The organism is Sphingomonas canadensis (assembly GCF_026013525.1).
Lineage (GTDB): Bacteria > Pseudomonadota > Alphaproteobacteria > Sphingomonadales > Sphingomonadaceae > Sphingomonas > Sphingomonas canadensis.
In genome coordinates this window covers 19,024-45,716 of record NZ_JAPDRA010000016.1, presented here as the reverse complement: position 1 = coordinate 45,716, position 26,693 = coordinate 19,024, and the positions used below count along the sequence as shown (strand labels likewise).

Genomic DNA, 26,693 nt, shown 5'->3' with positions numbered 1-26,693 from the left:
GGCTGGCGCGGGGTTCCCTGGCGGGCGGGACGGGGCACAGGCTTCATGCGCCGCCGATTCTGGCAGAAGCCGCGCCGCCGGGACAGCGAAAAGCGGCGCGCCGCGCAGGATTTCCCGCGGCGTGACTTCCTTGCTACGCTGATCGCGGACGTAACGATTCCGGGAGGGGAGTGCCGATGATCGCCATGCTGATCGCGCTATCGATCGCGGGCGCCGTTGCGCCAGACGCGGGCCGGCAGGATGCGGGCTGGCAGGACGCGGACTGGGGCAAACGCCACATCGCGTCCGGCCTGGTCTGCCCGGTGGATACCGCGCCGCAGGGGCTGCCCGAAACCGCGGGCCGTTTCGAACTGAAATCGGCCACGGGCGACGCAGCCTCCTTTACCTGCCGCTATGAGCTGCGCTGCCGCGCGGCGGAGGGCTGCACCGAAGCGATCGGCTTCGCCAGCGTGACCTGGAACCCGAAGATGGACTTCGCCGAACAGTTCAAGGGGCTGGCGGCGAGCCAGGGGCTGGCGCCGAGCGGCGAGGAGGGGCCGGCCTGGGCCAGCCCGCCGAAGCTGTGGGCGACCAGCGGCACGGGCACCGCCGGCACCTATGCCGGATGGTGGCAGATCACCGCGCAGGGCAAGCCGCTCAACATCGGCGTGCTCTACAACGGCCCCGCAGAGGAAGCCGCCAATGCGCTGGTGGGAACGGCGGCGCTGGCGAATCCGTGAAGCGCGCTCAGGCCGCCGCCTGAACCCGCTCCACCCCGCCCAGCGAGTTCGGCCCGGCCTGGACGATCTCCACCGTCACCAGATCGCCGATCGCGGCATCGGTCTCCAGATGGACCGACTGGAGCCACGGCGATTTGCCGACCTTCTGCCCGGGCTTGCGGCCGGGGCGTTCGAGCAGGACCTGGCAGGGCTTGCCCATGGTCGCCTCGTTGAAGGCGAGCTGGCTGGCGTTGAGCGCGGCCTGGAGGCGCTGGAGGCGCTCGTCCATCACCTCGGCGGGGACGAAGCCGTCCATCTCCGCGGCGGGCGTGCCCGGGCGGGCGCTGTATTTGAAGCTGAAGCACTGGGCATAGCCCACCGCGGCGACCAGCGACATCGTATCCTCGAAATCCGCGTCGCTTTCGCCCGGGAAGCCGACGATGAAGTCGCCCGACAGCGCGATGTCAGGCCGCGCGGCGCGGACGCGATCCAGGATGCGCAGATAGCTGTCGCGCGTGTGGCTGCGGTTCATCGCTTTCAGGATGCGATCGCTGCCCGCCTGCACGGGCAGGTGGAGATAGGGCATCAGCTTCGCCACCTCCGCATGCGCGCGGATCAGCCCTTCGCGCATGTCGTTGGGGTGGCTGGTGGTATAGCGGATGCGCGCCAGCCCCTCGATCCGGTCGAGCGCGTGGATCAGACCGTGCAGCCCGCGCCCCTCGGCATCGTCCCATGCGTTGACGTTCTGGCCCAGCAGCGTGATCTCGCGCGCGCCCGCGTCCACCAGCGCCTTCGCCTCGGCCACGATCGCGTCGAACGGGCGGCTCACCTCGGCGCCGCGGGTATAGGGGACGACGCAATAGGTGCAGAATTTGTCGCACCCTTCCTGCACGGTCAGGAAGGCTGTGGGGCCGGACTTGCGGCGGCCGGGCAGCGCGCCGAACTTGCTGGCGGCGGGCATGTCCGTATCGAGCGCGGCGCGGCCGGCGGCGGCATCGGCCACCAGCTTCGGCAGGTTGTGATAGGCCTGAGGCCCCACCACCACGTCCACCTTGGCGCGGCGCACGATCTCCTCGCCCTCCGCCTGCGCCACGCATCCGGCGACCGCGATCATCGGCTTGCGCCCGTCCTTCCGCAGGCGGCCGATGTCCGAATAGACCTTCTCGGTCGCCTTCTCGCGGATGTGGCAGGTATTGAGCACCACCAGATCGGCGGCGTCGGCGTCGTCGGTAGCGGACAGGCCCTGCGCGGCCATCAGCTCGGCCATGCGCTCGCCGTCATAGACGTTCATCTGGCAGCCGAACGACTTGACGTGAAAGGTCTTGGGGGTGGTCATAACCGGCGGGCCTATAGACCCATCGCGCCCGGCCCGGAAGAGCGGGGCGAGGGGCGCCGTCCGCGCTATTGCGCCGCGGCTCCCGGCGCCTCGTAGCGCACCGGCCCCACGTCATAGGCGAAGGGGCGCGGCGGGTGGCCCAGCACGGCCGTCAACGCTTCCTCGATCCGGCGGCGGCTTTCGGCGGCGATCGCCTTGCGCCCGGCGAACTCGTGCGGCTCGAACGGGTCCAGGAAGGTGACGTTGAGCGTGAAGCTGCCCTTGCGCGCCAGCACGCGGCGGGCGTTGTTCACCCCGCCTTCGTTGCCGATCCAGCCCAGATCCTCGCCCGCCGGCCCGTAATCGAGCAGCACCGGCTGCACCATCACGCCGGGCGGCGGCGGCTCCAGCACGCGCAGCATCGGCGTCTTGAACGGCAGCAGCGACTTGTTGTCGGTGGTGGTGCCTTCGGGAAAGACGGTGATCGCCCAATTCTCCGCCAGCGCGTCGCGGAGCTGGTTGATCTGCTCGGCCACGCCCAGCCGGTTCTCGCGCTTGACATAGACGGTACGGTTTAGCCCCGCGAGCCAGCCGACCAGCGGCGATGTGGCCAGCTCCGCCTTGGCGACGAAGGCGGTGCCGCTCGCTCCGCCCAGCGCCAGGATATCGATCCAGCTCACATGGTTCGAAATGTAGAAAACGTCGCGCTTCAGCGGTACGCCCGTCACCTTCACCCGCGCACCCGCGATCCATGCGGCCCGGCCCAGGAAGAAGCGCGGCATCGGCGATGGCAGGCGAAACAGCCGGATCAGGTAATGGAGCGGCACGCACACCAGCACCGCGCCCAGCAGCATCGCAAAGCGCATCGCGACGCGCGCCTGCTCTGCCGGGGTCAGCCGGGTGATCTCGCCGGTGGCGGCGGCGGCGCGGCGGGGATCGGCGGCGGTCACGGAAGCGCGGCGCCCGACCCGTCCTGCCCCGCCTCAGCTCTTGCGATCGAGCGCGACGCCATAGAGCTCCATGCGGTGATCGACCAGGCGGAAGCCCAGCCGTTCGGCGATCTGCTTCTGAAGCAGCTCCAGCTCCGGATCGACGAATTCGATCACGCGGCCGGTCTCGACGTCGATCAGGTGGTCGTGGTGCGCCTCGGGTGCGGGCTCGTAACGCGCGCGGCCGTCACCGAAATCGTGGCGGTCCAGGATGCCGGCCTCTTCGAACAGGCGCACGGTGCGATAGACGGTGGCGATCGAAATGCCCGGATCGATCGCCGAGGCGCGCTCATAGACGCGCTCGACATCGGGATGATCCTCGGCCTCCGAAAGCACGCGCGCGATCACGCGGCGCTGCTCGGTGATGCGCAGCCCCTTTTCGTGGCACAATGCTTCCAGGTCGATCTTGCGCGCCATTGGCTCCTTCCGCTTCGCCGGGCGCCCTGCTGTACCGTCATTGGACGCGGCGGGAAAGGCGGCACAAACGAAAAGCCCCTCCGCTATGGGAGGGGCTTTGGAAACTGCGGCATTCGCGCGCGGCGCGGGTCAGCGCTTGCGGCGCTTGGTGCCCAGGCCGATCTTCTTCGCCAGGGTGCGGCGCTGCTCGGCATAGTTGGGGGCGACCATCGGATAGTCGGGCGAAAGGCCCCACTTGGCGCGATACTGCTCCGGGGTCATCTGATAGTGCGTCATCAGGTGGCGCTTGAGCATCTTGAGCTTCTTACCGTCCTCCAGGCAGACGATATAGTCCGGCTTCACCGAAGAACGGATCGAAACGGCGGGTTCCTGCTTCGCTTCGGGCTCAACCGCGACGGTGCCAAGGCCCGAGAGCGCGCCGTGGACGTTCTGGATGAGGAGCGGAAGATCGGAAACAGCAACGCTGTTATTGCTGACATGCGCCGCCACGATGTCGGCAGTCAGCGTGACCAGCGTTTCCTGAATGTCGGATTGAGCGTCCATCATGTTCCTTTCAACGCGCCGCGGCCATGACACTAAAAGCCTGCGTACCGGCCCTATCGGACCATTTCGGCTCGAACGCAAGGGGAGCATGCTTAATATATCGCCATTTCAGGCGATATATTTGGCGTAGGTTTCTGCATCGTACAGTTGAGACCCGCGGCCGCGGTAATAGCCGCGGCGTTCGCCAACCTTTTCAAAGCCCTCGCGCCGGTAGAGAAGGACCGCTTCATTGCCCGCGCGCACCTCGAGATGGATGCGTTTCACGCCGCGCAACTTGGCTTCCGCCACGGTGGCGCGCAACAATGCCCCGCCCACGCCGCGCCGCCGGCCGGTGGGGCGGGTGGCGAGCAGCAGCAGCTCGGCCTCCTCGCCGGTTTCGCGCGATAATGCGAAGCCCATGTCGATCCCGCCGTGCCGCGCGATCGTCAGCCACACGCCGGGCATCGACAGCATCCCCAGGCATTGGGCGCTGGTCCATGCCTCGCCATAGCGCGGGTCGAACGCTTCCTGCATGATCACGCTGACCGCGGCGAGGTCCGCGGCGCTGCCCTGGCGCAGCTCGGTCAGGTTCACCGATCCGCTCATGCCAGCCCCCGTTCGGCCAGCGTGCGCGCGTCGGGCGCGCGGCCGTAGAGCGGGCGGGGCGGCAGCGCGGCAAGCTCCGGCGGCAGCAGCAGCGCGTCGGCCGCGCGGGGCAGCGCGCCGTGCGGTGCGGCGCGGGGATCGTCGAACTGCAGCCAGCGCAGCCCGTCGCCCGCGGCGCGCATCCCGCCGATGCGCGCGCGCGCCGCCTCCGGCGTCAGCGATTCCAGAGGACCGGCGGAAAGGGCGGGCGGGGGGCCGAATATCTGCATGAACACTTCGCCATGGCCGCCTTCGAGCACGACGGCAAGCGGCCCGGCCACCGCCTGTGCGGCGAAGGTGGCCGCGGCGATATTGGCGAGCGAGGAATAGCCCGACACCGGCACCTGCCAGCCGATCCCCAGCCCGATGGCGGCGGCCAGGCCGACGCGGATGCCGGTGAAGCTGCCCGGCCCGCAATCGACCAGGATGCGGTCCGCGCGCCCTTCGCCCGGCAGCCCGGCGATCATCGGCACCAGCCGCTCGGCATGGCCGCGCCCGACGATCTCGTGCGTTTGCGCCACCACGGCGCCGTCCTGAAGCAAAGCGACAGAACAGGCCGCAGTCGCAGTCTCGATTACCAATATTCTCACGCGCGCCTGTTTCCCCGGAGTCGTTTTCAGCTTTGCTGAATCGGCACCAGCCCACACCTTCGCCCGGCCACCCATAAGATACTGCCGCTGGGTGGCCGGGCAGGGGAGCGGGCTGGCGCCGCAACCGTTTCAGCCCCGCTGAAACAAGCTCTAGCGCGCGCGATTATTCAACCCTGTTGAATTTCTCGAACTCGGGACGCGGCAGCCGGTCGAAGATGCTGGACGGATCGCCATGGCCCAGCGTGGAGATGAAGTTCGACCTGATGTTGGGCTGGCCGGGGAAGAAGGCGGCGTCCACCGCCGCATTGTCGAAGCCCGACATCGGCCCGGTATCCAGCCCCAGCGCGCGCGCGGCGAGGATGAAATAGCCGCCCTGGAGCGAGGAGTTGCGGAAGGCGTGCGGCGTGCGGCCGTCCACGTCGCCGAACCAGTCCTTGGCGGTGGGCGCGTGCGGGAAGAGCCACGGAAGCTGCTCGTTGAAATCCAGGTCCATCGCGATGATCACCGCGGCGGGCGCCTTGCGGATCTTCTCCGCATTGGTGCCGCTGGAGAAGGAGGCGAGCTTGTCCTTGCCCTCCTGGCTCAGCAGCCACACGAAGCGCGCGGGCTGCATGTTGGCCGATGTCGGCCCCATCTTGAGCAGGTCGTAGATCGCGCGGATATCGGCCTCGGTCACCGGTTCATCGGTGTAGCCGTTGAAGCTGCGCGCGGTGCGAAACAGGGTGTCGAGACCCGCATCGTCGAGAGGCTGGCCCATGGGCTGATTCCTTTCCGTTGGAGGTTGCCGGACGGTGCCGCGCGTCAGACCGCGCGGACCTCGGTTACTTCGGGGACATAATGTTTGAGCAGTTGCTCGATGCCGTTCTTCAGCGTCGCGGTGGACGAGGGGCAGCCTGCGCAGGCGCCCTGCATCTGGAGGTAGACGCGGCCCTTGTCGAAACCGCGGTAGACGATGTCGCCGCCGTCGTTGGCGACCGCGGGGCGCACGCGCGTCTCGATCAGTTCCTTGATCTGGTCGACGATCTCCGCATCGGCGGGGTCGTCGCCGAAATCGGCGCCTTCGGGCGGAACGGTGATGCCCGCCGCGCTGCCGGGGCGGAACAGCGGCATGTTCGCCGCGAAATGATCGAGCAGGATATCGAGCACGTCCGGCTTCAGATCGCGCCATTCGGCACCCGGCGCGGCGGTGACCGAGATGAAGTCGCGCCCGAAGAACACGCCCGTCACGTCGCCCAGCGTGAACAGCGCCTCGGCCAGCGGGGAAGCCTCCGCCTCCTCGGGGCTGGCGAAGTCGCGCGTGCCCGCGTCCATCACCGTGCGGCCGGGGAGGAACTTGAGCGTCGCCGGGTTGGGCGTCGGTTCGGTTTCGATCAGCATGACGACCATGTGGCGCGCACTTTGGCGGCGATCAAGGCGCGAGACGGAAACAGTTGGTTTGCGGTTACGCACCACAGCTTTGCCCGCCCGCCTGTCCCGCGATGCACGGGGCATGCGCCGCATCGGGCGCTGGCGGGAGCGCGGCAAGCGGGTTAGAACCCCCCGCATGTCCCGCTTTCTGCGCGCGTCGCGGCTGACGCTCCTCGCCCTTTCTGTCCTTGGTATCGCGCTTCCGGCGCTGGGTCAGGGAGGCCCCGCTCCGGCGCCGCCGCCCGCCGCATCGCCCGCGCCGAAGCCCGCGGCGCCCGGCGGTTCGCCCGCCACGGCCCAGGCCCCGGCCACCGATCCCACGCCCTGGCTCTATCGCGGCAGCGACATCACCCAGGACGGGAACTGGCGCTTCGGCGTGCTGCCCAACGGGCTGCGCTATGCGGTGCGCAAGAACGGGGTGCCGCCGGGTCAGGTGGCGGTTCGCGTGCGCATCGACGCGGGATCGCTGATGGAGACCGACAGCGAGCGCGGCTACGCCCACCTGCTGGAGCACCTCAGCTTCCGCGGCTCCACCTATGTGCCCGATGGCGAATCGAAGCGCATCTGGCAGCGGCTGGGCGTGACCTTCGGATCGGACAGCAACGCCAGCACCAGCTTCACCCAGACGGTGTACAAGCTCGACCTGCCGGACGCGAGCGCGGCCGGGCTGGACGAAAGCTTCAAGATCCTTTCCGGCATGATGGCCGGCCCGAACATCAGCGCCCAGTCGCTCAACGCCGAACGGCCGGTGGTGCTGGCCGAGGCGCGCGAGCAGCCGGGCCCGCAGGTGCGCTGGACCGATGCGATGTTCGAGCTGATGTTCGCCGGCCAGCCGCTGGCGATGCGCAAGCCGATCGGCACGCCCGAGGCGCTGAACGCCGCCACGCCGGAAAGCGTGAAGGCGTTCCACAATCGCTGGTATCGCCCGGAACGCGCGGTGGTGGTCGTCGTCGGCGACGTCGACCAGGACCAGCTCGAAGCGCTGGTGGTCAAGCATTTCTCCGCGTGGAAGGGCCACGGCCCGGCCCCCGCCACCCCCGATTTCGGCAAGCCGCTGGCGGCCGGGCCGGTGAGCAAGGGGCTGGTGGAACCCGCCATGCCGCCGATGGCGATGATGGCCGTGCTGCGCCCCTGGTCGATCGTCGCCGACACGGTGATCTTCAACCAGAAGCGGCTGGTGGACCTGGTGGCCGTGCGGATCATCAACCGGCGGCTGGAATCGCGCGCGCGTTCCGGGGCCAGTTTCCTCGCGGCCTCGGCCTCGCTCGACGATCTGGCCCGGTCGGCGAACCTCACTTCGGTGCAGGTGCTGCCGATCGGCGGCGATTGGGACAAGGCGCTGCGCGACGTGCGCGCGGTGATTGCCGATGCCCAGGCGACGCCCCCCACCCAGGCCGAGATCGACCGCGAGATCGCCGAGATCGAGGCGGGCATGAAGAACCGCATCGCCACCGCGCCGGTGGAATCGGGCGTGTCGCTGGCCGAGCTGCTGGTCGACGCGGTCGACATCAACGAGACGGTCACCAGCGCCGAGGGCAGCTACGCAATCTTCAAGGACGCGATCGACAAGAAGATGTTCAACCCCGAAGCCGTGCTCGAATCGACGAAGCGCATCTTCGAGGGCACGGCATCGCGCGTGCTGGTGAACACCCATGTCGCGGAGAGCGATACCGCGGCCAAGGCGGCAGCGGCGCTTTCGGCCGACGTCTCCTCCGCGGTGGTGCGGCGCAAGGCGGTGGGCAACGTCACCTTCGACCAGCTCCCCGCGCTCGGCGCGCCGGGCAAGGTGGTCAGCCGCGAGGTGGTGGTGGACCAGCCGAAGATCGAGAAGCTGGTGTTCGCCAACGGCGTCAATTTGCTGATCCATTCCAATTCGGCGGAGGTCAGCAAGGTCTATGTCAACGTCCGCTTCGGCCGCGGGCTGAGCGCGCTGCCGGCGAACCGCCAGGTGCCCGCCTGGGCCGGCGAGATCGCGCTGATGCCCAGCGGCATCGGCAAGCTGGGCCAGGAGGAGATCGACGCGCTGATCGGCCAGCGCCAGATCGGCATCAATTTCGAGATCGACGACGACGCCTTCAAGCTGAGCTCGCAGACCACGCGCGAGGACCTGGCCGATCAGCTCCGCCTGTTCGCGACCAAGCTGGCCGCGCCGGCATGGGACCCGTCGCCGGTGACGCGCGCCAAGGCGGGCGTGCTGGCGGGTTATGAGGGCATGTGGTCCTCGCCCGATGCGGTGCTGGGGCGCGAGCTCGATTCGCTGTTCCGCTCGCGCGACCCGCGCTGGACGCGGCCGACCCGCGCGCAGATCGAGGCGCTGACCCCCGCGGCGTTCCGCGCGCTGTGGGAGCCGCTGCTCAAGAGCGGGCCGATCGAGGTCGAGGTGTTCGGCGACATGGACAGCGAGGAGACGATCCAGGCGGTGGCCGCCACCTTCGGCGCGCTGAAGCCGCGCGCCGCGGGCAAGGTCACGCCTGCGCCGCCCTTCCCCGCGCATGTCGGCAAGCCGGTGGTGCTCACCCATCGCGGCCAGCCGGATCAGGCCGCGGCGGTGATCGCCTGGCCGACGGGCGGCGGCACGGCAGGCATCCGCGAGAGCCGGCGGCTCGACGTGCTGGCCGCGGTGTTCCGCGATCGCCTGCTCGACAAGCTGCGCAGCGAGGCGGGAGTGAGCTATTCGCCCAACGTCGCCAGCGATTGGCCGCTGGGGCTCGCTTCGGGCGGCAAGATCTTCGCGATCGGGCTGTTGCCGCCGGACAAGACCGAGTTCTTCTTTGAACTCGCGCGCGGCATCGCCGCCGATCTGGCGGCCAACCCGATCAGCCAGGACGAGCTGGACCGTGCGCTGACGCCGCTGAAGCAGACGATCATCCGCAGCTCCACGGGCAACATGTTCTGGATGCGGCTGGTGGAGGGCGGCAGCCTGGACCCGCTGGTGGTGGCGGGGGTCGATTCGCTGGCGCCGGACATCGCCTTCGTCCGGCCCGCGGACCTTCAGGCGCTCGCCGCGAAGTATCTGCTGCCCGAGAAGGACTGGACGCTGGCGGTGCTGCCCGAGGCCAAGAAGCCCGCCGTCAGCCGCTGAGGCAGGCCGCGCCCCCGTTCGCCCCTCGACAGGTTCGGGGCGAACGGGGGGAGGGGGCGGCGGAGGGCGTCTGCGTCCTTCGCGCCGCTACGCCTTGTCGCCGTAGAGCGCGTCGAGGCGGGCGGAATAGACCTGCTTCAATATGTGGCGGCGGATCTTCAGGCTGGGGGTCAGTTGCTCGTTCTCGATCGTGAACGGCCCGTCCGCGAGGATGAACTTGCGCAGCCGCTCGATCACCGAGATGTCCTTGTTCACCCGCTCCACCGCCTGGCCCAGCGCGGCTTTGTATTCCGGGTCGTGCGCCAGTTCCTTGAAGTCCAGCTTCGTGCCGGTGCGCGCGCACCATTCCTGGGTCCATTCGGGATCGGGTACCAGCACCGCGGTCATATAGGGCTTCTTGTCGCCATAGATCATCGCCTGGATGATCTCGGGCTGAAGCGTCAGCATCCCCTCGATCTTCTGGGGCGCGACATTGTCGCCCTTGTCGTTGACGATGATGTCCTTCTTGCGATCGGTGATCTTGATGCGGCCCTTCTCGTCGATCAGGCCGATGTCGCCGGTGTGGAGCCAGCCGTCCTTCAGCACGCGCGCCGTCTCGGCCTCGTTGCGCCAATAGCCGTGCATCACCAGCTCACCGCGGACCAGGATCTCGCCGTCCTCGGCGATCTTCACCTCGGTATTGTCGAGCGGCGGGCCGACCGTGTCCATCTTCAGCCCCGCCTTGGGCCGGTTGCACGAGATCACGGGCGCGCTCTCGGTCTGGCCATAGCCCTGTAGGAAGGTGAGCCCGAGTGATTCGAAGAAGGTGCCCACCTCCGGATTGAGCGGGGCGCCGCCGGAGACCATCGCCTTGATGCGCCCGCCGAAGCGCTTGGCCAGCTTGGGGCGCAGCGTGGCGTTGAGGAACAGGTCCATCGGCCGGTCGGTGATCGGCATGCGGCCGGCGGCCTTGCGCAGCCCGATGTTCACCGCGCGGCCGAGCAGATAATTGGCGAACTTGCCCTGCTTCTCCACCGTCTTGGTGATGCGCGTGCGCAGCACCTCGAACAGGCGCGGCACCACCACCATCAGCGTGGGGCGCACCTCCTCGATGTTGGAGGCCAGCTTCTCCAGCCCTTCCGAATAATAGATCTGTGCGCCCAGCGCGATCGGGAAGAACTGGCCGCCGGTATGCTCATAGGCGTGGCTGAGCGGCAGGAAGCTGAGGAACACCTCGTCGTCCCAGCCGAAATCCTCGCTGATCACCGACACGCAGCCTTCGCAATTGTGCAGGATCGCGCCGTGATGCTGCATCACGCCGCGCGGCGACCCGCCGGTGCCGCTGGTGTAGATGATGCAGGCCAGATCCTCGCGCCGGAAGGTCGCGTTGGCCGCCACGATCTCCGGATTGGCGGGGTGCGCGGCGATCAGCGCCTGGAGCTGGTGGAACTCGAATCCGCCCGCCTGGCCCTGGCGGAACTCGTCGATGCCGATCACGATATGGCTGCCGCTGGTCGCGCGCAGCACCGCGGGCAGCAGCGTCTTGGCCAGCTTCTCGCTGGAGACGATCGTGGCGCAGGCGCCCGAATTGTCCAGGATGTGCTGGTGATCGCGTTCGGTGTTGGTGGTGTAGGTGGGCACGGTGATGCAGCCCGCGGCCATGATCGCCAGGTCGCTGATGCAGAATTCCGGGCGGTTTTCCGCCACCAGCATCACGCGATCGCCGCGCTTCAGCCCCAGCGCCTGCAGCGCGGTGGCAAGGGCAGAGACCTGGCGCGCGGCCTCGGCCCAGCTTATCGGCTGCCACGCGCCGCCCTGCTTGCGCCACAGGAACGGGGCCTCGCCCTTCTGCTTGGCGCGGGCGAAGAACATCGCCACCAGGTTTTCGAACCGTTCGAGCTTGCGCATCCCTCTTCCTCTCCCCGGAGCCGGCGTTTGCCGCCGTTCCCCAAAGCTGCCCGCCCCATGGGGCTATTCGTTCGCCGCCGTTCCCACGCTGCGCGGATCGGCCGCGCCGCGCCAGCCGGCGGCGGTGCGCTCCAGCGCGGTGACCTTCGACGTCATGTCCACGGCGCGCGCGGGCGCGATCCGCGCCACGCCCGCCGCCAGCGCCGTGCCTTCGCCGTTCGCCTCGATCGTCAGTCCCTGATCGTCGAAGAAGATGTTGGGCAGCGCGATCGCCTGATCGGCGGGCAGGCCCCAGTCGAGCACGCCGACCAGCGTCTTCATCACATGCATGATGATCCGCTTGCCCCCGGCCGATCCCAGCGCGAGCACGGGCTTGCCGTTTTCGTCATAGACGATCGTCGGCGCCATCGAGCTCAGCGGCCGCTTGCCCGCCTGGACGCGGTTGGCGACGGGCGCGCCGTCCTTCTCCGGCGCGAAGGTGAAATCGGTCAGCTCGTTGTTGAGCGCCATGCCGTTGGCGATGAGCTGGCTGCCGAACGGCCCCTCGATCGTGGAGGTCATCGATACGATGTCGCCGTTGCGGTCCACCGCGACGAAATGGGTGGTGCCCGGCGTTTCGGCCTGGACCGCCACGGTGCGGCGCGGCGCGCCGGGGGGCGATCCGGCCTGATAGCTGCCGCGCGCGCGGCCCGGCGCGATCAGCCGCGAACGGCGCTTCAGATAGTCCGGATCGAGCAGCCCGGCGACGGGCACCGGCACGAAATCGCCGTCGCCCAGATATTTCTCGCGATCGGCATAGGCCAGCCGCATCGCCTCCCCGATCAGCAGCCAGGCCTGGGGCGAATCCTTGCCCAGCTTCTTCATGTCGAAGCGTTCGAGCATGCCGAGCATCTGGAGCACGGTGGTGGCGCCCGAAGAGGGCGGACCCATGCCGCACACGGTGAAGCGGCGATAGCTGCCGCACACCGCCGGGCGTTCCTTCGCGCGATAGGATTCGAGATCGCCCAGCGTCATATGGCCGGGGTTGAACGATGCGACGGCATTGACGATCGCGGCCGCGTTCTCGCCCTTGTAGAAAGCGTCCGGCCCCTGCTCCGCGAGCTGGCGGAGCAGCTTGGCGAGCGCCGGGTTGCGGATATGCGTGCCCACCGGCAGCGGCTCGCCGTTCGCATCGAGATAGAGCGCCGCGGTCTGCGGGAATTTCTCGCGCCAGACGGGGCCGAGCAGCTTCATCGTCGCGGCGAGCGGGGGCGTGACGTCGAAGCCCTCCTCCGCCAGCCGGATCGCGGGGGCGAACAGCGCCTTCCACTCCAGCTTGCCCCAGCGCCGGTGCGCCAGCGCCATCAGCCGCATGTTGCCCGGCACGCCGACCGAAAGCCCGCCCTGAACGGCGGAAAGAAACGGCATCGGCTTGTCGTCCGGGCCCAGGAAACGGCGGGAATCGGCGGATTCGGGCGCGGTCTCGCGCCCGTCGATCGTGTCGATCACGCCGCTTGCGCCGTCATGGTGGAGCAGGAAGCCCCCGCCGCCGATCCCGCTCGACTGCGGCTCGACCACGGTGAGCGCCAGCATCATCGCCAGCGCGGCATCGGTGGCGCTGCCGCCCTGGCGCAGCATCTCGCGCCCCGCCTCGGTCGCGCGGGGATCGGCGGAGGCGACCACGCCCTGCGCCATCGCGGCGGCCGGGAACAACAGCAGGAACAGCAACGCCGCAAACAGCTTTCTCATGCCCCCAGCCGTAGCCCGGTTTGCGCGCGCGGCAAAGACGCTACGGCGACGCGACGGCGGGTGGCGCGTCCGGCCGCCCTCAGGGCGATATCGCGATCGCTGGCCGCCGCGCCGCCGGCCGAATTTCGAAGCACGCGGTCAGGCGACGCCATGCTCGTGGCGGAACAGGCGGCGGAGATCGATTCCGTCGCGCCATGCGCGCTCGTGGAAGAAGAAGGCGACCGCGTTGGCCAGCGGCTCGACAAGCGCGATGCCGCCCGCGACCGCGATCGATCCGGTGAAGATCCAGGCGACGGTGAAGCCGATCGTCAGGTGGATCGTCAGATAGGTGAGCGTCTTGGCAAGGTCCTGGGTCATGGCCCGCACCAGATGGGCGGTCTGCGCCGATCGATCCAATTGCTTGTCGCGCCGACAGATATCGATCCGGTCGATGAACGCCGCGCCGCCGCGCCGCCGTTGCCGCGCGCGGGCTGGGCCGATAGGCTGGGCCGCATGCTCCGCCGCCGCCTTGCCCCGATGCTGCCCGCCATGCTGCTGCTGGCGGGCGGCGGATGCTCCGACGTGCCCCGGCGCGATACGCTGCCCGGCTGCATCGGCGCATCGCTGCGCGGCGACGATTGCCCGGTCATCGTCGGCACCTGGATCGTGCGCGACAGCGCGGCGCCCTTTCCGGTCCAGCTCTATGTCTTCAGCGGCGACGGCACGATGGAACAGGCCAATCCCGACGCGGGCAACCCGCGATCGAGCGACAGCGACGGCAAGGGCGTGTGGAAGGCCGCGGGCGAGCGGGTGCGCGGCAAATGGGTGGAGCTGAGCGCCGATCGCGAAACCCGGCGCTACACCGGGCGCGGCGAGATGAGCTTCGACCTGAAGGCCGAGGGCGACCGGTTCAGCGGCACCGCGACGATTCGCTTCTACGGCCCTGACGATCGTCCGCTGGGCGATCCCATCGCGACCACGCTGTCGGGCACGCGCGTCACCCCGCCTTGAGGCCCTTCACGATCGCGCGGGCCAGCCCCGGTCCCTTGTAGACCAGCGCCGAATAGACCTGCACCAGGCTGGCGCCCGCGTCGATGCGGCGGCGCGCCTCGTCCAGCCCGTCGATCCCGCCGACGGAGATCAGCGGCAGCGCGCCGCCCGCCGCTTCCTGCGCCTCGGCCAGCTTGGCGCGGGCCAGATCACGCAGCGGCGCTCCCGAAAGCCCGCCAGCCTCGCCCGCGTGGCGCGAACGCAGTGGCGGGCGCGAGATGGTGGTGTTGCTGACGATCAGCGCGTCGATGCGGTTGTCGATCGCCGCCGCCACCGCCTCCTCCACGCCGTTCCTGTCCAGGTCGGGAGCGATCTTGAGGAACAGCGGCGTGCGGCTGGCCCCATCGGCATCGCGCCGCGCGGCGTCGCTCGCGGCGAGCAGCTCGTCCAGCGCGGGCCGCTTCTGCAGGTCGCGCAGGCCGGGCGTGTTGGGGGAGCTGACGTTGATCGTGATATAGTCGGCATGCGCGGCGGCCTTGGCCACGCCCACCGCATAGTCGGCGATCATGTCGGTGGAGGTCTTGTTGGCGCCCACGTTGATGCCCAGCACGCCGGGGCGGCGGCCCAGCGCGGCGATGCGGGCCAGCGCGGCGTCTATCCCGCCGTTGTTGAAACCCATGCGGTTGATCACCGCCTCGTCCTCCACCAGCCGGAACAGGCGCGGGCGCGGGTTGCCCGGCTGGGGAAGGGGGGTGAGCGTTCCCACCTCCACTGCGCCGAAGCCGAGCGCGAACAGCCCGCCGATCGCCTCCGCGTCCTTGTCCAGCCCCGCGGCCAGTCCGACGCGGTTGGGGAAGGTGACCCCCGCCAGCGTCACCGGATCCGATAGCTCCGGATCGGACCCGAACGGCGTGCCGAGCGTTCCCCAGGCGCGCAGGGTCGCGATCGCGGTGCGGTGGGCGCGTTCGGCGTCCATCGAGAAGAGCAATTGCTGAAGCGGATAGGCCATCTGGCGCGGTCCATGGCATCGCGCGGCGGGTCCGTCAAAGCCGCATCGGGCCGCCAAGTTCTGCGCGAGTCACTTCATGTCTAATTTTTTCAATCCAGCTAGCGCAATGCGGATTAGAACGTAAGTGCGACCCGAGGGGTTCCTCTTATGGAACCCTTTCTCTTGGCCCGGCCAGCCTTGTGTTGGCCGGGCCTCTTTTCTATACGGAGCGGGCTGGTCGCTCGGCTGGTAAACGGACAAATAATTAGAGTTCCGGGCCGCAGGTAATACATGCCGATGTCGCGTATTTCGTACCTGGCACTTGCGCCTTCCCTGGGGCGGGCACGATGAGTGCGGGCCCGCCGCAGCTAGAATTCGTGCTCGAGGCGGATGGGCTGCTGCCCCACGTCCATTCCTATTATCTCTATCGTAACGAAGCGGCGGAAATTCGCGGGGTGGAGCGTGTCGATATCGGCCAGCTTCGATTCCTGATGCGGGGCGGCGGTGTGCGTTTTCTTGGCGATGGCCGCGCCGATACGGCTTTTCCTGTTTCGCTTACTGGCCCGGGGCAGGCCGCGGCGCCCTATCGGCTGGACGGCCCGTGCCATTGCTTCGGCGTCGCGCTGCGGCCGCTGGGGTGGAAATCGCTGGTCGGGCTGCCGGCGGACAAGGTCGCCGGGCGGGTGCTGGACGCGGCCGATGTCTTCGGTCCCGAGGCCGCGGTGCTGCTCGAACGGCTGCGCATGATGACCACGATCGAAGAAATGGTCGCGGCGGTGCGCCCGTTCCTGCTGGCACGGCGGCGGCGCATCCCGCCGGGCCATGTCGCGCTCGCCCGCGCGGTGCGCGAATGGGTGGCGAGCGGCGAGCGGATCGATGCGCTCTATCGCATGGTGCCCATGGGGCCGCGCCAGGCGACCCGGCTGTGCAACGAGATATTCGGCGGCCCGCCCAAGCTGCTGGAGCGGAAATATCGCGCGATCCGCGCCGCCATCCGCATCTGCAACGGCGACAATCCGGCCGACGTGGCAGAGCCGTTCAGCGATCAGCCGCACATGATCAAGGAGATCAAGCATTTCACCGGCCACACGCCCACGACGCTGCGCGACGGCATCGATCCGGTGGTGGCCGCGACGCTGGAGAATGAAACATTCCATTTTCTGCCCGAGGTGATCCCGGAATCGGTTGACCCCGGCGGGGATTGAGCCCACATGGCCAATCGGATTTTATTTGTCCGATTGGCCATGTGGGCTCGCCCGCGCCCATGGGCCGGCAAGGGTATCATGCGACTTTCCAGCCTAGCCGACTATGCCGTGGTGATGATGGCCGCCGCCGCGCGCCATTGCGGCGCAAGCTGCCGCCTGAACGCCACCGTGCTGGCGGAGGAGACCGGCCTGCCGCTGCCGACGGTGCAGAAGCTGGTGAGCCGCCTGTCCGCCGCCGGGCTGATCGAAAGCGCGCGCGGCACCGGCGGCGGCTTTCGCCTGGCCCGCCCGCCGGCGGCGATCAGCATGGCGGATATCGTCGAGGCGGTGGAAGGCCCGATCGCGCTCAGCGCCTGCGTGGACGAGGGGCGCCATGATTGCGCGATCGAGGAGGGATGTCGGGTGAAGCCGCATATGGGCGCGGTGAACGGCGCGGTGCGCGGCGCGCTGGCGGGGCTCTCGCTGGCCAGCCTGGCCAATCCGGCGCCCGCGCGCGCCGAAATGGAGGCGTGCTGATGGCGACCAAGAACGCCGAGGCGCTGGCCGCCGCGAACAAGAAATATGAGTGGGGCTTCGCCTCCGACGTCGAGCAGGAATTCGCGCCCAAGGGCCTGTCCGAAGACACGATCCGCTACATCAGCGCCAAGAAGCGCGAGCCCGAATGGATGCTCGACTGGCGGCTGAAGGCCTATCGCGCCTGGCTGGAGATGGAGCTGCCCGAATGGGCCAAGCTGGCGATCCCCGCGATCGATTACCAGGACGCCTATTACTACGCGGAGCCCAAGAAGAAGGCCGAGATCCAGAGCCTGGACGATCTCGATCCGGAGATCCGCCGGACGTACGAGAAACTGGGCATCCCGATCGCCGAGCAGGAGGTGCTGGCGGGCGTGAAGGGCGCGCGCAAGGTGGCGGTGGACGCGGTGTTCGACAGCGTCAGCGTGGCCACCACCTTCCGCGAGGAGCTGAAGGCCGCGGGCGTCATCTTCCTCTCGATCAGCGAGGCGATCCGCGAATACCCCGATCTGGTGAGGAAGTGGCTGGGCAAGGTCGTGCCCGTGCGCGACAATTTCTATTCCGCGCTCAACTCGGCAGTCTTCAGCGACGGCACCTTCGTCTATGTGCCGGAGGGCGTGCGCTGCCCGATGGAGCTTTCCACCTATTTCCGCATCAACGCGGAGAATACCGGCCAGTTCGAACGCACGCTGATCGTGTGCGGCAAGGGCGCCTATGTCAGCTACCTGGAGGGCTGCACCGCGCCGATGCGCGACGAGAACCAGCTTCATGCCGCGGTGGTGGAGCTGGTCGCGCTCGACGATGCCGAGATCAAATATTCGACGGTGCAGAACTGGTATCCGGGCGACGAGAACGGCAAGGGCGGCATCTTCAACTTCGTCACCAAGCGCGCGCTGTGCCAGGGGCGGAACAGCAAGGTGAGCTGGACCCAGGTGGAAACCGGCTCCGCGATCACCTGGAAATACCCGAGCTGCATCCTGGCGGGCGAGGGTTCGGTGGGCGAATTCTATTCGGTCGCGGTCACCAACGGCATGCAACAGGCTGATACCGGCACCAAGATGCTGCACCTGGGCAGGAACAGCCGGTCGACCATCGTGTCGAAGGGGATCAGCGCCGGGCGCAGCAACAACACCTATCGCGGCCGCGTGCTCGTCCAGCCCGGCGCGGAGAATGTCCGCAACTTCACCCAGTGCGACAGCCTGTTGCTGGGCGATCGCTGCGGCGCGCATACCGTGCCGTACATCGAGGTGAAGAACCCCTCCGCCCAGATCGAGCATGAGGCGACCACCAGCAAGATCAGCGAGGACCAGCTCTTCTACGCGATGCAGCGCGGGCTGGATCAGGAGGCCGCGGTGGCGCTGATCGTCAACGGCTTCGCCAAGGAGGTGCTGCAGCAGCTCCCGATGGAATTCGCGGTGGAGGCGCAGAAGCTGCTGGGGATTTCGCTGGAAGGGAGCGTGGGGTGATCCTCGCGCTCGTCCTTGCTTTCGCCGCGCCGCAGGAGGCGCCGCCGCCTGCCGGGGCGCCTGCTCCGGAGGCGGAGGCCGAGGAGATCGTGGTGCAGGCCACCTTCGGCCGCACGACGATGCTGTTCGACAAGGGCGGCGACGGCAAGCTGCGCAACTGCCGCGTGATGGTCTCCAGCGGCAGCCAGTCGCGCGACATCGCGGCGTGCCAGGCCACCCCGGTCTGCTATTCGGGCACGATCGACGAGGTGACCGACTGCACCTATTTCACCACGGACGAAGCGCCTATCTCGATCGCGCCGCGGGGCGCCGGGCAGAAGCCGGGCAGCGCCGTGCAGGTGTTCGAGATGCCCAAGGTGGTGAAGCCCGCCGCGCCCGCGCCGACGGGCCTTGCCGGCCCGCGATCCGACGAAGGCGACGGCAGCAGCCGCTATCGCGCCGAAAAGCTCCCCCCGCCGCCCACCGCACCCGGCAGCGGCGGTGCCGTCCGCGTGACGCTTGGCCCCGGTCAGGAAGTGCAGGAGGGGGACAGGTGACCACCGCCGCAACCGCAAAGTTCGAAGAGAAGTGAATGCTTAGAATCGAAAATCTTCACGCCACCGTCGACGGCAAGGAAATCCTGAAGGGCCTCAGCCTCGCGATCAACGCGGGAGAGGTGCATGCGATCATGGGGCCGAACGGCGCGGGCAAGTCCACGCTCGGCTATACGCTGGGCGGGCGGCCGGGCTATGCGGTGACGGGCGGCACCGTGACCTTCGACGGGCAGGACCTGCTGGAGCTGGCGCCGCACGAGCGCGCCGCGGCGGGGCTGTTCCTGGGCTTCCAATATCCGGTCGAGATCCCCGGCATCTCCAACCTGCAGTTCGTGCGCGAGGCGCTGAACAGCCAGCGCCGCGCGCGGGGGCAGGCGCCGCTTTCCGGCGGCGAGTTCCTGAAGCTGGCGCGCGCCGAGGCGGCGGCGCTGGGGATGGACGCGGAGATGCTCAAGCGGCCGGTGAACGTCGGCTTTTCGGGCGGCGAGAAGAAGCGCAACGAGATGGTGCAGATGGGCATCATCGGCCCGAAGCTGGCGATTCTGGACGAGACCGATTCCGGCCTGGACATCGACGCGCTGAAGGCGGTGGGCGAGGGCATCAACCGCATCATGCGCGCGCCGGACAAGGCGGTGCTGCTGATCACCCATTACCAGCGGCTGCTGGATTATGTGCGGCCCGATTTCGTGCATGTCCTTGAAGCAGGGCGGATCACGCGGACGGGCGGCCCCGAACTCGCGCTCCAGCTCGAGCGCGAAGGCTATGCCCCGGTGGCGGCATGAGTACGGTCCGCGCCGAAGCCGCGAGGAAGCGGGCGGGATGGTGAGCGTCCTGGAACTCCCCTCGCCCCGGCTGGAGGAATGGCGCTGGGCGGATATGGGCGCGCTGCGCGCGGCGGCCGATGCGCCGCAGCGGGCGGCGGGCGTCGATCCGAAATCGCTGTTCCTGGATATCGACGGCCCCCGGCTGCTGTTCGTCGACGGCGCGTTCGAGCCTGCGCACAGCATGCCCGGGCCGGTGACGATCGCGCGCATGGCCGCAGAGAGCGCGCACCCGCTGGGATCGCTGGCGGAGGGCGAGGGCTGGACGCTGTCGCTGGACCGCGAGGCGGCGGCGGGCACGGTTCAGATCGTCCACATCGGCAGCGGCTGCGACAGCCAGGTGCCCGCACGGATCGCGCTGGCCGAGAGCGCGGCTGCTTCGGTGGTGGAGACCTTCGCCGGCCATGGCTGGGCCAACCGGCTGACGCGGATCGCGCTGGGCACGGGGGCGCGGCTGATGCGCGCGGTGCGGCTGGTGCAGGCGGACGGCTTCGTCTCGATCCGCGACGAGGCGGAGGTGGGCGAGGCCGCCAGCCTCGTCTCGATCTTCCTCGGCGCGGGCGGCGCGGGCAGCCGGATCGACGGCGCGGTGACGCTGGCCGGCAAGGGCGCCTTTGCCGAGATGGGCGGCGCGCTGCTCACCCGCCACGAGCAGAAGCAGGAGGCCGCGGTGGCGATGCGCCATGCCGCGCCCGACGGCACCAGCCGCCAGTTGTGGCGCGCGGTGGCGGCGGACAGCTCCACCGCCAGCCTGGCGGCACGGGCAGAGGTGGCGCGGGATGCGCAGAAGACCGACGGCGAGCAATCGCTGCGCGGCCTGCTGCTCCAGCGCACCGCCACCGTGAACCTGAAGCCCGAGCTGGAGATCTTCGCCGACGACGTCAAATGCGCGCATGGCGCGACGGTGGGCGAGCTGGACGCCCGGGCGCTTTTCTACCTCGCCAGCCGCGGCATTCCGGAGGGCCGGGCCAAGGCGCTGCTGACGCACGCCTTCGTCGGCGACGCGATCGGCCGGATCGGCGACGAAGCGGTGCGCGAAGCCTTTGCCGCCGATGCCGAAGCCTGGCTGGAGGTGGCGCTGTGAGCATGGTGCTGGATAGCGCGCCGCTCGACGTGCGCGCCGACTTCCCCGGCGTGCCGGAGGGCTGGGCCTATCTGGACACCGCCGCCACCGCGCAGAAGCCCCAGGCGGTGATCGACGCGATCACGCGCGCCTATGGCCCCGAATATGCGACGGTCCACCGCGGCGTGTACAAACGCTCGGCGGACATGACGCTGGCGTTCGAAGCGGCGCGGGCGCGGGTGGCGGGCTTCATCGGCGCGCAGCCGGGCGAGGTGGTGTTCGTGCGCGGCGCGACCGAGGGGATCAACCTGGTCGCGCAATGCTGGGCCGGCACGCAGCTAAAGCCCGGCGATCGCATCCTGCTGTCCGGGCTGGAGCATCATTCGAACATCGTGCCGTGGCAGATGGCGGCCGAGCGCGCGGGCGCCGCGATCGACGTGGTGCCGCTCACCGCCGATCAGCGGATCGATCTGGACGCGATGGCGGCGATGCTGACGGAGCGGCACCGGATGGTGGCGCTGGCGCATGTCTCCAACGTGCTGGGATCGGTGCTGGACGTGCGCCGCGCCGCCGATCTGGCGCATGGCGCGGGGGCGAAGATCCTGATCGACGGGTGCCAGGCGGTGCCGCGCATGGCGGTGGACGTCGCCGCGCTGGGCGCCGATTTCTACGTCTTCTCGGGCCACAAGCTCTATGGCCCCACCGGCATCGGCGTGCTGTGGGGCCGCGCCGAGCTGCTCGACGCGATGCCGCCGTATCAGGGCGGCGGTTCGATGATCGACCGGGTGACGTTCGAACGCACCACCTATGCCCCGCCGCCGGGCCGGTTCGAAGCGGGGACGCCGCACATCGTGGGCGTCGTCGGCCTCCATGCGGCGATCGATTATGTCGCGGGCGTGGGGCTGGATCGCATCCATGCGCATGAGACCGCGCTGGTGCGCGACGCGCGCGCGGCGCTGGGCAGCATCAACAGCGTGCGGCTGTTCGGGCCGGAGGACAGCGCGGGGATCGTCAGCTTCGCGGTGGAGGGCGTGCATCCGCACGACGTCGCCACCATATTGGACGAAGGCGGCGTGGCGATCCGCGCCGGGCATCATTGCGCGCAGCCGCTGATGGACACGCTGGGCGTGCCCGCCACCGCGCGCGCCAGCTTCGGGATTTACAATGGGCCGGCGGACATCGCCGCGCTCGTCAAAGGGGTCGAACGGGTGACGAGGATCTTCGGGTGAACGAAGAACGCAAATTCGAGGTCGAGGAGGTGGCGGGCGTGACGCCGCCGCCCAGGGCGCGGGTGGATGACGCGGGCGAAGGCGCGCGCGACACCTTCGAGCGCAAGCGCGACTATCTGGAGGGCTTCCTGGCGCAGAAACCGGCGGAGCAGTCCGCGGGCGAGCCGGGCGGCGATCTCTATGAGGCCGTGGTGGGCGCGCTCAAGGAGATCTACGATCCCGAGATCCCCGTGAACATCTATGACCTGGGCCTTATCTATGGCGTGGACGTGACGCCCGATGGCCATGCGGCGGTGACGATGACGCTCACCACGCCGCATTGCCCGGTGGCCGAATCGATGCCCGGCGAGGTGGAACTGCGCGTCGGATCGGTGCCCGGCATCGGCCATGCGGAGGTCAACCTGGTGTGGGACCCGCCCTGGGACCCGGGCAAGATGAGCGACGAGGCGAAGCTGGAGCTGGGGATGTTGTGATGACGGAAACCGCGACCCGAACCCGCCAGCGCCCCGCCGCGCTTACGCTGACCCCCGCCGCCGAGGCGCGGATCGCGGCGCTGATGGCGCAGGCGCCCGAAGGCGCGGTGGGCGTGAAGCTCTCCACGCCACGGCGCGGCTGTTCGGGCCTTGCCTATTCGGTGGACTATGTGACCGAGGCCAAGCCCTTCGACGAGCGGATCGAAACGCCCGGCGGCGCTTTTTTCGTCGATGGCGCGTCGGTGCTGTATCTGGTCGGTTCGACGATGGACTGGGTGGAGGACGATTTCACCGCCGGCTTCGTGTTCGACAATCCCAACGCCAAGGGCTCGTGCGGCTGCGGCGAGAGCTTCACGGTCTGAGCCGGCGATGAGTGTCGCCTTCCGCCGCGAGAGCGACGAAGAGCATAAGGAGCCGCGGTTCGAGCTGCCGCTGCCGCCGGGGCCGAACCTGGTCACCGCGCGCGGGCCCGCGCTGATCGCCGCGAAGGTGGCGGCGCTGGAGGCCGCGCTGGCCGGCGAGACGGCCGAGGAGGCACGCGAGGGGCTGAAGCGCGAGCTGCGCTACTGGCACACCCGCGCCGCCACCGCCGAAGTGGCGCCGCGGCCCGGGGAAGGCGTGGCGGGCATCGGCACCCGCGTCGCCATCCGCATGAACGGGCGCGAGCGCGCGATCGAGATCGTCGGCCATGACGAGGCCGATCCGGCGGCGGACCGCCTGTCGTTCCAGGCCCCGCTGGCCCAGGCGCTGATCGGCGCGGAGGAGGGCGAGCGCGTCGATTTCGGCGGCCGGGCCGAGGCGATCGAGATACTGGCGGTGGAGCCGATCGCGGCATGACTCTGGAAAGTGCGCGCGCATGGCTGGACGCCCATGCCCCCGATCTGGGCCTGATCGATCACAGCCGCAGCACCGCCACCGTGGCGGAGGCGGCCGACGTGCTGGGCGTTGCCCCCGCGCGCATCGCCAAGACGCTGGCGATCCGGGTGGGCGGCGAGGAATTCCTGGTGGTCGCGCGCGGCGATGCGCGGATCGACAACGCCAAGGTGAAGGCCGAATTCGGCGGCCGCCCGCGCATGCTGGGCGCGGACGAGGCGCTGGCGCTGACGGGCCATCCGGTGGGGGGCGTGTGCCCGTTCGGGCTGCCCGACGGCGTGACCGTCTATTGCGACGTGTCGCTTCGCGCGTTCGATACGGTGTTCCCGGCCGCGGGATCGCTCACCAGCTCGGTGGAGATCGCGCCCGAACGGCTGGCGGAACTGGTTTCGCGGCGCTGGGTGGACGTCTGCCGCCTGCCCGAATGAGGCATTGGGGTCGTTTTCAGCCCCGCGGAAGCAAGCTCTAGGCCGCCGGCGGATCGACCAGCGCCTCCAGCGCGTCGAGCGCGGCTTCCCAGCGGGCCTTCTGCATGGCGCAGGTCTCCGCGTCGGGCAGCTCGAAATGCACCAGCGTGATCTCGGTCGTATAGGCCAGCGGCAGGAGCTGCATCGTCACATGGCTCGGCCCGGGCGGCTCCGCGTGCCAACTGAATTCCAGCACCTCGCCGGGGATCACGACGGTATAGACGCCCCAATCCTCGATCGCCTCGCCCTTGGCGCTATGGCCGCTGACGAGGAAGTTTCCGCTGCGCCGCGGCGAACATTGCGCCACGATGTGCTTGGCCCCGGCGCCGCACCACCAGTGCGCCATCAGCGAGGGTGTCGTCCAAGCCTCGAAAAGCGCCTCCGGAGAGGCCTTGATCCTGCGGACCAGCGTGATGCGCGGCCCGGCCGCCACTCAGCCCCTCCCCCGCGGGCGGGATCGAAAAGCAGGGCGGGGCGAGGAATAGCAGCGCATGGCGCCACTATTCCTTCGCACTTGCACAATGGCAAGCCCCCAAATCGCACGCGGCGAATGCCGGTATCAGTCCTCGCTCAGCGCGATATGGGTCTCCAGTTCCGGATCATGGTGGTAGTCGGAGCCGGCCTCGACGGTCACGCCGTGGATCGTGCCGGTGAAGGTTCCGGGCATCGCATAGCGATCGCTGACCGGGCTGCCGTTGGCGAAACCGATGCAGAAGCTGGCGCCTGCCGGGCCGCCCCGCCATATCTCATTGAGCATGCCGCGGCCGATCTCCGCGCCGTCGCACAGCAGCGCCAGCTCGCCCTGGCAATCGCCGGTCTTGCGGAACACGATCGACAGCGTCCGCCGCCCGGGGGGGAGCGCGCCCTGCGCCTCGATCACGGTGCGGTGCCCCGGCCCGACATATTCGTACACCAGCCTGCCGTCGATCAGATGCAGGCCATATCCGCCCGGCCGGCCGCCCACTGCCAGCAGCGCCCCCTCGCTCGCGTCGTCGATCGTCACGTCGAAATCGAAGCGGTGCGAACGGTTGCCGATGGACGGCGCGGCATAGGCCGATACGCGGATGCGGCCCGGCCCATAGTTCCAGGTGTTGCGCGGCTCCAGATAATAGCTGAGCGCGATCCGGCTGATGTTGCGATCGTCGAGCGGGAACACGCGGTTCGCCGCGGCCTCGCGCTCCCACAGCGCCTTCAGTTCGGCCAGCTTCTCCGGATAGCGCCCGGACACGTCCTCGCTCTCCGAGAAATCGGCGTCGACGTGATAGAGCTCCCAATGCTCGGTCTCGTAATCGTCGCCTTCATAGTGGCGCGTCACCGCCTTCCAGCCGTTCGACCAGATGCCGCGATTGCCCATCAGCTCGAAATATTGCGCCTGCTTGCGTGTCGGCGCGTCGGGCGCGGCGAAGGTATAGGCGATGCTGGTGCCCGTCATCGGCAGCGCCGGCTGGCCGCGCACCGTGGCGGGCGGCGTCACCCCGGTCACCTCCAGGATGGTGGGGGCGAGGTCCGATACGTGGCAGAACTGGTGGCTGATGCCGCCGCCGTCGCGGATGCGCGCGGGCCAGCGGATCACCATCGGATCGCGCACCCCGCCGCCGTGCGTCTGCATCTTGAACCATTTGTGCGGGGTGTTGCCGGCATGGCCCCAGCCGGCCGGATAGGTGTTCCAGTGCCGGTCCGAACCCAGCTCGTCGAGCACGGGCAGATGCTCCTCCAGCCGTTCCTCGTGATACTGGAAGAAGCGGCGCAGGTTGATGTGGCCGAACGCGCCGCCCTCGGCAGACGCGCCGTTGTCGGACATCACGATCACCAGCGTATTGTCGCCCAGCCCGCGCGCGTCGATCCAGTCGACCAGCCGGCCGATCTGCGCATCGGTGTGCGTCAGGAAGCCCGCGAACACCTCCTGGTGACGTGCGCACACGCGGCGCTCGTCCGCGGTCAGCTCGCTCCACGGCTGCACGTCCTGGTTGCGCGGCGTCAGCCGGCTTTCGGGCGGGGCGATGCCCAGCGCGATCTGCTGCTGGTGCCAGCGCTCGCGCATCACGTCCCATCCCTCGTCAAAGGCGCCGCGATAGGCGTCGATATATTCCTTGGGCGCCTGGTGCGGCGAATGGCACGCGCCGAACGCCACATAGGCGAAGAAGGGCCGGTCCGGATCGGCGGCGCGGGCAGAGGCGATCATGCCGATCGTCTCGTCCACGATCGCTTCGCTGAGGTGATAGCCGGGGTCGCGCGGCGTCTCGATGAAGCCGTTGTCGCGCACCAGCTCGGGGTGCCACTGGTCCACCAGCGAATAGAGGAAGCCGTAGAAACGTTCGAACCCGCGGCCCAGCGGCCAGTGGCGGAACGGCCCCGCCTGGGTCATCTCGCGCGCGCGGGTCAGGTGCCATTTGCCCGCCGCGAAGGCGCTGTAGCCGGCGGGGGTCAGCATCTCCGGCAGCGTCGCGGCGCGATCGTCGAGCTGGCCCAGATAGCCGGGGAACCCGGTGCCCATGTCCGCGATCAGGCCCATGCCGACCGCATGGTGGTTGCAGCCGGTCAGCAGCGAGGCGCGGGTGGGGGAGCACATCGCGGTGGTGTGATAGTTGGTGTAGCGGCGCCCCGCGGCCGCCAGCCGGTCGATGTTCGGCGTGGCGATGTTGGAGCCGTAGCAGCCGAGATGCGCGAAGCCGACGTCGTCGAGCACCACGAGGACCACGTTGGGCGCCTCCTTCGCGGGGCGCTTGAAGGGATCGAGCCAGGGCTCCGATTCCTGCCAGGTGCGGCCGATCTTTCCGGGCCAGGCGTCTGTGTCGGCATCAGTCATGATTTGC

At 69.0% G+C, this 26,693-nt stretch carries 28 protein-coding genes; 14 read left to right on the top strand and 14 right to left on the bottom strand.

The genetic code is table 11. The features are described from left to right. Window positions 1-176: 176 nt before the first annotated feature. Window positions 177-719: a hypothetical protein gene (locus tag OM513_RS20220; RefSeq protein WP_264946591.1), complete on the top strand. Its 543-nt coding sequence runs from the start codon at window positions 177-179 to the stop codon at window positions 717-719. Window positions 720-726: 7 nt separating this feature from the next. Here OM513_RS20220 and miaB read toward each other — a convergent pair whose 3' ends face one another. The 8 genes from miaB to OM513_RS20180 all read right to left on the bottom strand — a co-directional run bounded on the left by miaB (window position 727) and on the right by OM513_RS20180 (window position 6,553). After that, the gene (gene miaB, locus OM513_RS20215) at window positions 727-2,034 is read right to left on the bottom strand and encodes a tRNA (N6-isopentenyl adenosine(37)-C2)-methylthiotransferase MiaB (protein WP_264946590.1); all 1,308 of its coding nucleotides are present in this window, start codon (window positions 2,032-2,034) and stop codon (window positions 727-729) included. Between the two features lie 65 nt (window positions 2,035-2,099). Further along, window positions 2,100-2,963 (bottom strand): lysophospholipid acyltransferase family protein, encoded by an 864-nt coding sequence (locus OM513_RS20210; protein ID WP_380916592.1) that lies wholly within the window; start codon window positions 2,961-2,963, stop codon window positions 2,100-2,102. 33 nt (window positions 2,964-2,996) lie between these two features. Beyond that, the gene (locus OM513_RS20205) at window positions 2,997-3,419 is read right to left on the bottom strand and encodes a Fur family transcriptional regulator (protein WP_264946589.1); all 423 of its coding nucleotides are present in this window, start codon (window positions 3,417-3,419) and stop codon (window positions 2,997-2,999) included. Between the two features lie 129 nt (window positions 3,420-3,548). Further along, window positions 3,549-3,962, bottom strand: coding sequence for a MucR family transcriptional regulator (locus OM513_RS20200; protein WP_319951630.1), 414 nt, complete (start codon window positions 3,960-3,962; stop codon window positions 3,549-3,551). A 108-nt stretch (window positions 3,963-4,070) separates the two neighbouring features. After that, window positions 4,071-4,547: a GNAT family N-acetyltransferase gene (locus OM513_RS20195; RefSeq protein ID WP_264946587.1), complete on the bottom strand. Its 477-nt coding sequence runs from the start codon at window positions 4,545-4,547 to the stop codon at window positions 4,071-4,073. Next, window positions 4,544-5,176, bottom strand: coding sequence for a tRNA (adenosine(37)-N6)-threonylcarbamoyltransferase complex dimerization subunit type 1 TsaB (tsaB, locus tag OM513_RS20190; RefSeq protein WP_264946586.1), 633 nt, complete (start codon window positions 5,174-5,176; stop codon window positions 4,544-4,546). The genes OM513_RS20195 and tsaB overlap by 4 nt, the downstream gene beginning before the upstream one ends. A 163-nt stretch (window positions 5,177-5,339) precedes the next feature. After that, complete coding sequence (locus OM513_RS20185; RefSeq protein WP_264946585.1) at window positions 5,340-5,933, bottom strand: malonic semialdehyde reductase; 594 nt, start codon at window positions 5,931-5,933, stop codon at window positions 5,340-5,342. A gap of 44 nt (window positions 5,934-5,977) precedes the next feature. After that, window positions 5,978-6,553, bottom strand: coding sequence for a NifU family protein (locus tag OM513_RS20180; protein WP_264946584.1), 576 nt, complete (start codon window positions 6,551-6,553; stop codon window positions 5,978-5,980). Window positions 6,554-6,719: 166 nt separating this feature from the next. On the opposite strand from OM513_RS20180, the gene OM513_RS20175 reads away from it, so the two are divergent. After that, window positions 6,720-9,665, top strand: coding sequence for a M16 family metallopeptidase (locus OM513_RS20175; protein ID WP_264946583.1), 2,946 nt, complete (start codon window positions 6,720-6,722; stop codon window positions 9,663-9,665). Between the two features lie 87 nt (window positions 9,666-9,752). On the opposite strand, the gene OM513_RS20170 is transcribed toward OM513_RS20175, so the two are convergent. The 3 genes from OM513_RS20170 to OM513_RS20160 all read right to left on the bottom strand — a co-directional run bounded on the left by OM513_RS20170 (window position 9,753) and on the right by OM513_RS20160 (window position 13,637). After that, entirely contained in the window at window positions 9,753-11,552 is a 1,800-nt protein-coding gene (locus tag OM513_RS20170) for an AMP-dependent synthetase/ligase (RefSeq protein ID WP_264946582.1), read from the bottom strand. A 63-nt stretch (window positions 11,553-11,615) separates the two neighbouring features. Continuing rightward, on the bottom strand, window positions 11,616-13,280 hold the full coding sequence (ggt, locus tag OM513_RS20165) for a gamma-glutamyltransferase (protein WP_264946581.1): 1,665 nt from the start codon (window positions 13,278-13,280) through the stop codon (window positions 11,616-11,618). Window positions 13,281-13,418: 138 nt separating this feature from the next. Next, on the bottom strand, window positions 13,419-13,637 hold the full coding sequence (locus tag OM513_RS20160) for a DUF2061 domain-containing protein (RefSeq protein WP_264946580.1): 219 nt from the start codon (window positions 13,635-13,637) through the stop codon (window positions 13,419-13,421). A gap of 135 nt (window positions 13,638-13,772) precedes the next feature. On the opposite strand from OM513_RS20160, the gene OM513_RS20155 reads away from it, so the two are divergent. Next, a complete protein-coding gene (locus OM513_RS20155) occupies window positions 13,773-14,270 on the top strand; it encodes a hypothetical protein (RefSeq protein ID WP_264946579.1) in 498 nt (165 codons plus the stop codon). On the opposite strand, the gene OM513_RS20150 is transcribed toward OM513_RS20155, so the two are convergent. After that, window positions 14,257-15,258, bottom strand: coding sequence for a quinone-dependent dihydroorotate dehydrogenase (locus OM513_RS20150; protein WP_264946578.1), 1,002 nt, complete (start codon window positions 15,256-15,258; stop codon window positions 14,257-14,259). The two genes, OM513_RS20155 and OM513_RS20150, sit on opposite strands and share 14 nt — an antisense overlap. Window positions 15,259-15,584: 326 nt before the next feature. Here OM513_RS20150 and OM513_RS20145 point away from each other — a divergent pair, with 326 nt between their 5' ends. From OM513_RS20145 to OM513_RS20095, 11 genes are all read left to right on the top strand, one after another. After that, window positions 15,585-16,442, top strand: coding sequence for a helix-turn-helix domain-containing protein (locus tag OM513_RS20145; protein WP_264946577.1), 858 nt, complete (start codon window positions 15,585-15,587; stop codon window positions 16,440-16,442). 78 nt (window positions 16,443-16,520) lie between these two features. Further along, entirely contained in the window at window positions 16,521-16,958 is a 438-nt protein-coding gene (locus OM513_RS20140) for an RrF2 family transcriptional regulator (protein ID WP_264946576.1), read from the top strand. Beyond that, on the top strand, window positions 16,958-18,421 hold the full coding sequence (sufB, locus tag OM513_RS20135; RefSeq protein WP_264946575.1) for a Fe-S cluster assembly protein SufB: 1,464 nt from the start codon (window positions 16,958-16,960) through the stop codon (window positions 18,419-18,421). The genes OM513_RS20140 and sufB overlap by 1 nt, the downstream gene beginning before the upstream one ends. Beyond that, a complete protein-coding gene (locus OM513_RS20130; RefSeq protein ID WP_264946574.1) occupies window positions 18,418-18,957 on the top strand; it encodes a hypothetical protein in 540 nt (179 codons plus the stop codon). The genes sufB and OM513_RS20130 overlap by 4 nt, the downstream gene beginning before the upstream one ends. A gap of 35 nt (window positions 18,958-18,992) precedes the next feature. Beyond that, on the top strand, window positions 18,993-19,736 hold the full coding sequence (gene sufC / locus OM513_RS20125; RefSeq protein ID WP_264946573.1) for a Fe-S cluster assembly ATPase SufC: 744 nt from the start codon (window positions 18,993-18,995) through the stop codon (window positions 19,734-19,736). Window positions 19,737-19,773: 37 nt separating this feature from the next. Then, window positions 19,774-20,859 (top strand): SufB/SufD family protein, encoded by a 1,086-nt coding sequence (locus OM513_RS20120; RefSeq protein WP_264946572.1) that lies wholly within the window; start codon window positions 19,774-19,776, stop codon window positions 20,857-20,859. A 2-nt stretch (window positions 20,860-20,861) separates the two neighbouring features. After that, window positions 20,862-22,067 (top strand): aminotransferase class V-fold PLP-dependent enzyme, encoded by a 1,206-nt coding sequence (locus OM513_RS20115; RefSeq protein ID WP_264946601.1) that lies wholly within the window; start codon window positions 20,862-20,864, stop codon window positions 22,065-22,067. Continuing rightward, window positions 22,064-22,540, top strand: a complete 477-nt coding sequence (locus tag OM513_RS20110; protein WP_264946571.1) for an SUF system Fe-S cluster assembly protein — start codon at window positions 22,064-22,066, stop codon at window positions 22,538-22,540. The genes OM513_RS20115 and OM513_RS20110 overlap by 4 nt, the downstream gene beginning before the upstream one ends. Beyond that, the gene (locus OM513_RS20105; protein ID WP_264946570.1) at window positions 22,540-22,902 is read left to right on the top strand and encodes a HesB/IscA family protein; all 363 of its coding nucleotides are present in this window, start codon (window positions 22,540-22,542) and stop codon (window positions 22,900-22,902) included. The genes OM513_RS20110 and OM513_RS20105 overlap by 1 nt, the downstream gene beginning before the upstream one ends. A gap of 7 nt (window positions 22,903-22,909) precedes the next feature. After that, window positions 22,910-23,377: a GreA/GreB family elongation factor gene (locus OM513_RS20100; RefSeq protein ID WP_264946569.1), complete on the top strand. Its 468-nt coding sequence runs from the start codon at window positions 22,910-22,912 to the stop codon at window positions 23,375-23,377. Next, window positions 23,374-23,841 (top strand): YbaK/EbsC family protein, encoded by a 468-nt coding sequence (locus OM513_RS20095; protein WP_264946568.1) that lies wholly within the window; start codon window positions 23,374-23,376, stop codon window positions 23,839-23,841. Before OM513_RS20100 ends, OM513_RS20095 begins: the two co-directional genes overlap by 4 nt. 37 nt (window positions 23,842-23,878) lie before the next feature. On the opposite strand, the gene OM513_RS20090 is transcribed toward OM513_RS20095, so the two are convergent. Next, window positions 23,879-24,313 carry an SRPBCC family protein gene (locus OM513_RS20090; protein WP_264946567.1) on the bottom strand — a complete coding sequence of 145 codons (435 nt, stop codon included), beginning with the start codon at window positions 24,311-24,313 and terminating at the stop codon, window positions 23,879-23,881. A gap of 126 nt (window positions 24,314-24,439) precedes the next feature. Continuing rightward, window positions 24,440-26,686 (bottom strand): arylsulfatase, encoded by a 2,247-nt coding sequence (locus OM513_RS20085; RefSeq protein WP_264946566.1) that lies wholly within the window; start codon window positions 26,684-26,686, stop codon window positions 24,440-24,442. Window positions 26,687-26,693 lie beyond the last annotated feature (7 nt).